The 8,716-nt window shown below is 68.5% G+C and carries 7 protein-coding genes; 4 read left to right on the top strand and 3 right to left on the bottom strand.

Features of this window, described 5'->3' with window-relative positions; genetic code table 11:
* Positions 1 to 100 precede the first annotated feature (100 nt).
* From ACFV9O_RS38675 to ACFV9O_RS38660, 4 genes are all read left to right on the top strand, one after another.
* The gene (locus ACFV9O_RS38675; protein WP_385427307.1) at positions 101 to 424 is read left to right on the top strand and encodes a hypothetical protein; all 324 of its coding nucleotides are present in this window, start codon (positions 101 to 103) and stop codon (positions 422 to 424) included.
* A gap of 614 nt (positions 425 to 1,038) precedes the next feature.
* Complete coding sequence (locus ACFV9O_RS38670; protein WP_385427304.1) at positions 1,039 to 1,467, top strand: hypothetical protein; 429 nt, start codon at positions 1,039 to 1,041, stop codon at positions 1,465 to 1,467.
* 125 nt (positions 1,468 to 1,592) lie between these two features.
* Entirely contained in the window at positions 1,593 to 3,785 is a 2,193-nt protein-coding gene (gene fxsT / locus ACFV9O_RS38665; RefSeq protein ID WP_385427302.1) for an FxSxx-COOH system tetratricopeptide repeat protein, read from the top strand.
* A gap of 156 nt (positions 3,786 to 3,941) precedes the next feature.
* Positions 3,942 to 4,532 carry a hypothetical protein gene (locus ACFV9O_RS38660; protein WP_385427299.1) on the top strand — a complete coding sequence of 197 codons (591 nt, stop codon included), beginning with the start codon at positions 3,942 to 3,944 and terminating at the stop codon, positions 4,530 to 4,532.
* Positions 4,533 to 4,616: 84 nt separating this feature from the next.
* Here the strand turns inward: ACFV9O_RS38660 and ACFV9O_RS38655 are convergent, their stop codons facing one another.
* From ACFV9O_RS38655 to ACFV9O_RS38645, 3 genes are all read right to left on the bottom strand, one after another.
* The gene (locus ACFV9O_RS38655) at positions 4,617 to 5,849 is read right to left on the bottom strand and encodes an IS110 family transposase (RefSeq protein ID WP_345125892.1); all 1,233 of its coding nucleotides are present in this window, start codon (positions 5,847 to 5,849) and stop codon (positions 4,617 to 4,619) included.
* Positions 5,850 to 6,036: 187 nt separating this feature from the next.
* Complete coding sequence (locus ACFV9O_RS38650; RefSeq protein WP_385427296.1) at positions 6,037 to 6,774, bottom strand: IS5 family transposase; 738 nt, start codon at positions 6,772 to 6,774, stop codon at positions 6,037 to 6,039.
* Positions 6,775 to 6,979: 205 nt separating this feature from the next.
* Positions 6,980 to 8,227, bottom strand: coding sequence for an IS110 family transposase (locus tag ACFV9O_RS38645; protein ID WP_385427294.1), 1,248 nt, complete (start codon positions 8,225 to 8,227; stop codon positions 6,980 to 6,982).
* Positions 8,228 to 8,716: the final 489 nt, after the last annotated feature.

Below are 8,716 nucleotides of genomic sequence, written 5' to 3'. Positions count from 1 at the left end.
GCTCGGCAGCGACGGGGTCTCGGACACGATCCCCAATGATCAACAATCCAGGCCCGCAGATCAACTCAGCCCGAGACGACCACCAAACCAGTCACTCGCTTTGAACGAGGAGACCAGAGCGGGCAGCCCGGCCGACCGCCGCGCTTTGTGGTGGAGGAACCGGCCTGTCGCTTTCGCCTGCATCCTCCACCCGGCTGCCGACGGGCTCCCGCTGGTCGACGGCCTGCTGCTGTACGACGGCCGGGAGTACCGGTTCACGCCCGCCCTCGACAGTCAGGAACAGACGAGCTGGGACACGTCCCAGGTACGCGCCGAGGACCTGGACCTCACGACTGCGGTCCTGCACCTTGATCCCTCAACCGGCTGGCACCGCGCGGACATTGCCTGTCGCACGGTCGTGATCGACGGCTTCTTCACCCAGTAGCAGCCTGCTGCCCGGCTCCCGGGAAGTTGAGCGCCGGGCCGCCCGGTCACGGTGCGGCCTGGCGCTCAGGGGGCTATCGGTGGAAGTGGTCCTGTGCATTCTCGGATTTGAGCTGCCTGCGATGAAATTTCTGAGCTGCAGTCCCGTGGTTTGAATGAGACAGCCTGGACGCCGCCGTTCCTGCTCTATTACCTGTGCTTACTCCGCTGAGTGCTGACTTGGCCAAAGTTGTGCAGCGCTGTGGCCTGCAACCCCGTCGATCGATGAGATTTCCGGATCTATCGCGAGAATCCCCAGGTCTCACGCGTCTCGAGGGCGAGCGATGTGGTCCGCGGGGATCTGAACTTCGCGGACGGGGCGGTCGTCTTTCTTGGAAGACCGGCTATGCACGCTTTCGCCGGTATGCCCTCGCGGGTGTGTTCCCCTGGGCTCTCCAGCAGATCCAGGCCCGGGCGAGGGCCCGTCTTCCAGCCGTGCATTTTCAGACGGGAACCTCATGGCGGCCGCTGGCGTGCCTGGTTTTGGCGCTGTCATGACGGGCACGGTTCGGCGGCGGTACGGTCGCAGGAGCGCAGGCGCGAGCGTGGGGGTGGCGGATGCTGGAGACGGCGTTGGTGGCGTTGACCGCAGCGGGCGGCACCGCGGTGGTGCAGGCCGCGGGTACCGATGCGTGGAACGGGTTTCGGTCCGGGGTGGCCCGGCTGCTGGGCCGCGGGGACCCGGCGCGTGAGCAGGCGGAGCTGGAGCGACTGGACCAGACGGCCACCGATCTGCGGGAGCTGGAACCGGCGGAGTCGGAACGGATACAGATCCGTCAGGAGGCGTCCTGGCAGACCCGCTTCGAGACTCTGCTGGAGAGCGTGAGCGACGATGAGGAACGCGCCCGGGTTGCCGAGGCGCTGCGTGCCCTGATCGACGAGCAGACCGCCCGCAAGGGCGGCGATGGAGGTGGTGCGGTCTCGGGCAACACCTTCCACGGCCCCACCGCGATCCAGACCGGAACCGGCAACCGGATGGACAACCATTTCGGGACCGGGTCCTGAACGGTCCCGCCGCCGACCCCGCGCAGTGCCCGGGGAGCGGCGGGAACACCGTCCACGGTCCCACCGCCGTCCAGTACGGCGACCACAACACGCAGAACAACTACTTCCCGACCACGCGCCCCTCGGTGTCCTTGCCGCACCAGGTCGGCGTGATCCCGCGCCGGGCCAACAGCTTCCAGCACCGCCACGCCGTGGACCAGGTGCACTCCGTCCTCGCCGACGCGGGCACCGTGGTATCCGGCCAGGTCCTGGCCGGCATGGGCGGGGTCGGCAAGACGCAGCTCGCCGCCGACTACGCCCGCACCGCTTGGCAGGACGGCGGCATCGATGTCCTGGTCTGGATCACCGCGAGCGCCCGCTCGCCTGTGGTGACCGGATACGCGCAGGCCGGGGTTGAGCTGTGCGGGGCCGACCCCGGCGATCCCGAGCAGGCCGCGCAGACCTTCCTGGGATGGCTTGAGCCCAAGACCGGCGGGGAGCCGTGCCGGTGGCTTGTCGTCCTGGACGATGTCGCCGACCCCGACGACCTGCGCGGTCTGTGGCCACCCGCCAGCACGCACGGCCGCACCCTGGTCACCACCCGCCGCCGCGACGCCGCCCTGACCGGAGCAGACCGCCGCCCGATCGAGGTCAGCCTGTTCACCAAGGACGAAGCAGCCGCCTACCTCACCACATCCCTGGCCGCCTACGGCCGCACCGAGCCCGCCGACCAGCTCACCGCTCTGGCCGCCGATCTCGGACGCCTGCCCCTGGCCCTCGCCCAGGCCGCCGCCTTCCTCATCGACTCCGGCCTGGACACCGCCACCTACCGTGATCTGCTGGCCGACCGCACAACGACCCTTGCCGACACCACACCCGACCGGCTGCCCGACGACCAGGCCCTCCCCCTTGCCGCCGCATGGGCCCTGTCCATCGACCGCGCCGACACGCTGCGCCCCGTCGGCCTGGCCCGGCCCATGCTCCAACTCGCCGCAATGCTCGACGCCAACGGCATCCCCCACGACGTGCTGACCAGCGCTCCCGCCCTCACCCACCTGGCAGCACACCGCACCCGAACCGGCCCGGATGCCACTGCAGCACCGGCCCCTCCCGCCGCTGGAGACGCCCTGCGTGCCCTGCGTGCCCTGCACCGGCTCAGCCTCATCGACCACACACCCGACACCCCGAACCAGGCCGTCCGCATACACCAGCTCATCCAGCGCACCACCCGCGACACCCTCACCCCCAACCGCTACGACCAGACTGCTCGCACCGCCGCCGACGCCCTCACCGCCGCCTGGCCCGCAATCGAGCGCGACACCGCCCTCGCCCAGATCCTCCGCGCCAACACCACCGCCCTGACCGCCAACACCGAAGACACCCTGTACCAGCCCGATGCACACGCGGTGCTGTACCGCATCGGCCGGAGTCTCGGCGAATCCGGCCAGACCACCGCAGCCATCACCCACTTCCAGCACCTGGTGGCCAACGTCCAGCACCGACTCGGCCCCGCCCACCCCCACGCTCTCGCCGCCCGACATGACCTTGCCCACTGGCGAAGGGAAACCGGGGATTGGTCTGGGGCAGCGATTGCCCTGGCCGAGTTGCTTGACGATCGGGTGCGGGTGCTGGGCCTTGACCACCCCGACACCCTGGCAACACGACACGACCTCGCTGCCTCACGCAGCTGGGCAGGGGACGAGTTCGATACCGTCGCCGCCTTCGCCGAACTGCTTGACGACCGGGTGCGGGCGCTGGGACCGGACCACCCCGACACCCTGGCCACGCGACACGACCTCGCCTACTGGCGAGGAATGCATGGGGATGCGTCCGAAGCGGTGGCTGCCTTCGCCGAGTTGCTTGACGATCGGGTGCGGGTGCTGGGCCTTGACCACCCCGACACCCTGGCAACGCGACACGACCTCGCCTTTTGGCGAGGAGTGGATGGGGATGCGTCCGAAGCGGTGGCTGCCTTCGCCGAGTTGCTTGACGACCGGGTGCGGGTGCTGGGCCCTGACCACCCCGACACCCTGGCAACGCGTGGATTCCATGCCACTTGGAAGGTTCAGACGGGGGATGAGGCCGGGGCAGCGGTTGCCCTCGCCGAGTTGCTTGACAGCCAGATGCGGGTGCTGGGCCCCGGCCACCCCCAAAGCAGGGCAACGTGTATTGCACTTGCAGCCGTACGGATGGGGGCAGGGAATGAGGCCGGGGCAGTGGTCGCCCTCGCCGAGTTGCTTGACAGCCAGACGCGGGTGCTGGGTCCCGACCACCCCGCCACCCGAGACACTCGCGCTTTGCTGGCCCGCTTCCAATCGGAAGCGGGCCAGCGAAGCTGAACTGTTCCGGGTTCAGCAGGGATTCGATCAAGGCACTTGGTACCGAGGCCCCGGCTGCTGAGTGCGTTGTGGCAAAGGGAGTCCCTGTTCGATGAGCAGGGGCTTCTTCGTGTGCGGGGCATGATCGCGGAGGGGTAGGGGCAGGCAGCGGACGGCTTGCTGTTGATCGAGGAGGGTGCGATGCCGTCGGTGCTGGGGCTGATGGAACGGCGTGAGGCGCGGGCGAGGCAGGATCTGGAGTCCTGGACGGAGGTTCTGGAGCAGGCTCAGGCGGAGGTGGATGCCGCGCGGGAGCGGGTCGAGCGGGCCCGGGTGGGGCGTGAGGAGCTCGTGTCGGTGCTGGCCGAGGGGAGCCCGGTGAATACGCCGGTTTCCGTGCCGTCTGGTGGTGAGGCGGCTGCCGGCGTGGGATCGAGCGGCTCCGGCGCGGGGCATCACGAGAGGCCGCCGGTGTGGCGGTCGGGCATGGGCGAGGAGGTGCTCAGCGGCCTGTATCGGGAGGTGTTCGCCGCTGCGGTGGCTGCTTCGGGGCCGGTGAACGGGGTGGAGCTGACGCGGGCGGTGGGCCGGGAAGCGGAGATCAAGAACGAGGTGGAGAAGATCCGTCACCGTGCCTACGTGCTGGAGAAGCGGGGCTGGCTGGTGCGGGCGGAGGACAGACGGTTCATGCCCGCGCCCGGAGCAGTCGGCCGGGGCGTTTCTCCGGCCAGCGCGGAGCGTCTGCGGCCAGGCGTCGGGACAGCCTGATCACGGCGGCCCACCACACCATCTGGGCGTGGTGGTCGGGGCGGCGTTCGTGGTCGCGGTTGAGACACCCCATGTCGTTGAGTGTCAAGCCGCAGGGGCTTGGTCGTGGGCGTGGTGTGACCAGGCGGTCGCTTCGTCGTAGAGGGTGCGGGTCTTGAGGCATCCGTGGAGGATGCCGACGAGGCGGTTGCCGAGCTGGCGGAGTGCAGGGTTGTAGTCGGCCTCGCGGGCGCGTTGCTTGTCGTAGTAGCGGCGGGCGCCTGGTGAGGCGCGCAGGGCGGAGAACGCCTGGGCCTGCAGGGCGTCGGCGAGGCGGTTGTTGCGGACGTAGCGGGCTTGGACGGTGTGGCTCTTGCCGGAGGCCCGGGTGATCGGGCTGGTGCCGGCGTAGTTCTTGCGGGCCTTCGCGGACGCGTAGCGGGTGGGGTCGTCCCCGAACTCGGCGAGCACCCGGGCGCCGGTGATCTGTCCGATGCCTGGCATCGAGAGGTAGATCTCAGCGTCCGGGTGCGCTCGAAAATGGGCCTTCACCTGCTCCTCCATCGCGGCTATCTGCTCGTTCAGCGCGATGATCACGCGGGCGTGGGCGGCGGCGGTGGCCGCGTAGGCGGCGGTGACCGGCTCGGGAAGGCCGAGCTGTTCCTCGCGCAGCGCGGCCTGAATCGTGGCCGCTTTCGCGTCCCGGTTCTGCCGACGGGCGCGGGCCAGGACGGCGGTGATCTGCGTGCGGGTCAGCTTCGCCCCGGCCGCCGGTGTAGGCGCCTTGATCAGCAGTTCCAGCGCGTCCGTGCTGGTCAAAGCGATGTCCGCGTAGGCGTTCAGGGCGGCGGGGAAGTATTCGCGCAGCGTGCTGCGCAGCCGTTGGAAGGTGCGGGTGCGTTCCCAGATCAGGGTCTGGTGGGTGCGGGCGACGACCTTGACGGCCTGGGCCTGCTCGCTGTCCCCGGACACCGGGCGGAGCTGGGCCCGGTCGATGCGGACCATGTCCGCCAGTGCGTGCGCGTCGCCCTTGTCGCTCTTGGCTCCGGAGGAGGCGTACCGCTCCTTGAACCGGGCGACCTGCCGCGGGTTGATGGCATAGACCTGGTAGCCGGAGGCGATCAGGGCCTGCACCCACGAGCCGCGGTCGGTCTCGATCCCGACCACCACCTCGGCGGCATCCAGGTCCCCGCCGCCGTGCTTCGCGAGGAGCTCGTGCAGCTTCGCGATCCCCTCCACTCCCTCGGGCAGCCTCGTGGCGGCCAGTTTCCGGCCCGCCTCGTCCTGGACCTCGACGTCATGGTGGTCTTCGGCCCAGTCATCGCCGATCAGCAGCAACTTATTCTCCTGGTCAGGTACTTCGCTTCCCTTGCAGCCTGCGGAAGGCGCGGCGCGCGGCCTAATGGATTCAGTGCTCACGCCCCATCGGGCGGGCACGCCACCCCATGAGCGGTCTGGCCTCCCGGCCGACCAGCAGGGGCACGGTCTCAACCCAGAACTCCAAGGGTTCCGGCGGCGGTAGTGCTCACCTGCTGGCGGCTACGGCACCGAGTCTCTCCGACCCGGCAAGTCCCATTAGGCGGCGTGAGCGGGAGAGCCAGCTCAGCGTGCGCTCCACCACCCACCTGCGGGCCAGTACGACAAATCCGCGTTGCCCGTCGGATCGGCGCACGACCTCGATCCGGACTCCGTGACGGGCGAACGCCTTCGCCAGCGCCGGACCCTGGTAGGCACTGTCGACCCACACCAGCTTCAACAGCCGGCCCGGCTGGTCCATGAACGTCTCCAGCAGCGTGGGGGCGGCCTTGGAGTCGTGCACATCGGCCGTGGTCACGGTGACCTCCAGGAGCAGGCCCTCGGAATCGGTCAGGATGTGGCGCTTGCGCCCGTCACGTGACTTGCCGCCGTCGTATCCGCGGCTGTCCTCGCCGACGGTCTCGGAGGCGTCTACCGACTGACTGTCGATGATTCCCGCACTGGGCTCGGCGTTGCGGCCTGCGCGTGCCCTCGCCGAACATCGCAGGCGTTCGTACAGCTCACGCACGTAGTCGCAGGCCCGCCAGCGGCGGAAGAAGTCGTAGACCGCCCGCCAGTACGGGAAATCGACCGGCAGAGCCGTCCACTTCACACCGTTGTCGACCAGATAACGCACAGCGTCGAGCATCTCGCGGTGGCAATACGCCTCCGGACGCCCGCCCCGCTTGAGGAGCCAGGCCGGCACCGGCATCGCCGAGCGGACCTCGGCCCACTCCGCATCCGTCATGTCACTGGGATAGCAGCCTGCCCGCAACCCTGGAGCGATCGAACCGAACCGGTGCACGTAGCAGTCACACCCAGGGGTGACCGCGGTGGACGCAGGCACAGAGATACTGCTCAACTGATCAGGCAACGGGCTTCCTTGGTCGTGCTGGTGTCGTAACCGCGTCACTCTCTTGAAAATGACGTGAGCTGACGGGCAAGGGTGCAGGTCAAAGGGTCTCTTCACGAGGAGTGACGGCGACATTGAGGCCGAGGGCAGCGAGTTGGGCGATCAGGCGTCGTGTCTGGCGTTCCTTGCCGAGGCGGTTGGTGAAGTGGTCCGGGCCGAGATCACGGTAGGGGACGAGGTCGTGCAGGATGTGCCAGGCGGCGACCAGGATGGAGTGTCCGACCGCGAGGGTTGCCCGTTTCGCGCCGCGGTGTGGGACCAGTCGTCGGAACTGTGCACCCAAGTAGGTGCCCTTGCTGCGGGCGGCAGTGGCGCCGGCCACATAGAGCGCGGTCTTGAGCCAGGTGTCGCCGTGACGGGTGCGTCCGGACAGTCTCCGGCCGGCCGACTCCTTGTTGCCCGGGCATACCCCTGCCCAGGATGCGAGGTGTCCCGCGGTACGGAACCGGGCCATGTCCACGCCGATCTCGGCGATCAGGACCTGGGCCAGGGTGAGGCTGATTCCGGGGATGGTGATCAGCAGCTCGACCTGCTGGCGAAGAGGCTGCAACTGCCGGTTGATCTCTTCGCTGAGGCGGGCTATCCGTGCATCGGCCTCGTCGATCGCCCGCAGCATCGAGGCCACCATGAACGCGTGGTGCTCGCTGAAGCTCCCGGTCAGTGCCCGGGTCAGCAGCGGGACCTTGCCCTGGAGGCTGCCCAGCGCGAGATCGGCCAGTACCTGTGGATCACGTTCCCCGTCCACCAGGGCGTCCAGCATGGCCCTCGCGGAGCGGCCGGTGATGTCGCTGACCACCGAGCTGAGCTTGATCCCCGCGTCTTCCAGGAACATCGCGAGCCGGTTCACGTCACGGACCCGGTCGCGGGTGGTCTCGGTGCGGTACCGGGTCAGGTCCCGCAACTGGCGGATGTCGCGCGGGGGCACGAAACTGGGGCGAACCAGGCCGTGCTCGACCAGCCGGCAGATCCACTCGCAGTCCTTCACATCCGTCTTGCGTCCCGGCACGGTCTTGATGTGCTGGGCGTTCAGCAGCCACGGCTCGATTCCCTCGGTGGCCTCCAGCAGGTAGAACAGTGGCTTCCAGTAGGACGCGGTCGCCTCCATGCCCACCCGAGTGACCTGGTTTTCCACCAGCCAGTCCCGCAGCTCCAGCAAGCCGTCGCTCATCGTGGAGAACGTGCGGACCTCGTAGCGCGCCCGCTTGCCCTTACCGGGTAGTCGGACGCACACCTTGGCGTCTGTCTTCCCCAGGTCAACCCCGCCGCATCGCTCCTCGAGCACGTCCATACCCGCCCCTGCCTCTCGTCCCGAACACCGAGGCGGTGCCCGCCCATCCGGGGCCACAGGATTCAAAGACGCTCTCTTGCGTGCTCATGGCAACATCACTGGACTCCTGCGCTCGGCCCCCGCGTCCGACTACCAAACGGGCTCAGCCCTCGGCACCAAGTGGCATCGACGTCCTCCGGACGGGCACCAGCCCGAATTTTCCCGGCCGCGGGGCGGGACCGAAAGGGCCCGGGATGACTACCAAGGGGCCCGTTCTTCATGTCCACGGCCGCACCCGTACCTCTGTCCAGATGATCACCCGCGCCGCACACCTCGAAGGAAATCCGGTTTGCCACAACGCACTCGCTCATCCCGATCAACAAGGTAGGGACCACTGACCCCTTGGAATCGATCATCTAGTGTCATGAGTCTTTATTCCGCTATAGAAGTAGGCTGGGCTCATGGCGCGTATGGGTCGGCCGACGGTCGAGGTGGTTCTGGCGGATGAGG

Origin of the sequence: Streptomyces sp. NPDC059909, from assembly GCF_042730885.1 — a bacterium.
Taxonomy (GTDB): domain Bacteria; phylum Actinomycetota; class Actinomycetes; order Streptomycetales; family Streptomycetaceae; genus Streptomyces.
This window is presented reverse-complemented; position numbering and strand designations above follow the sequence as displayed.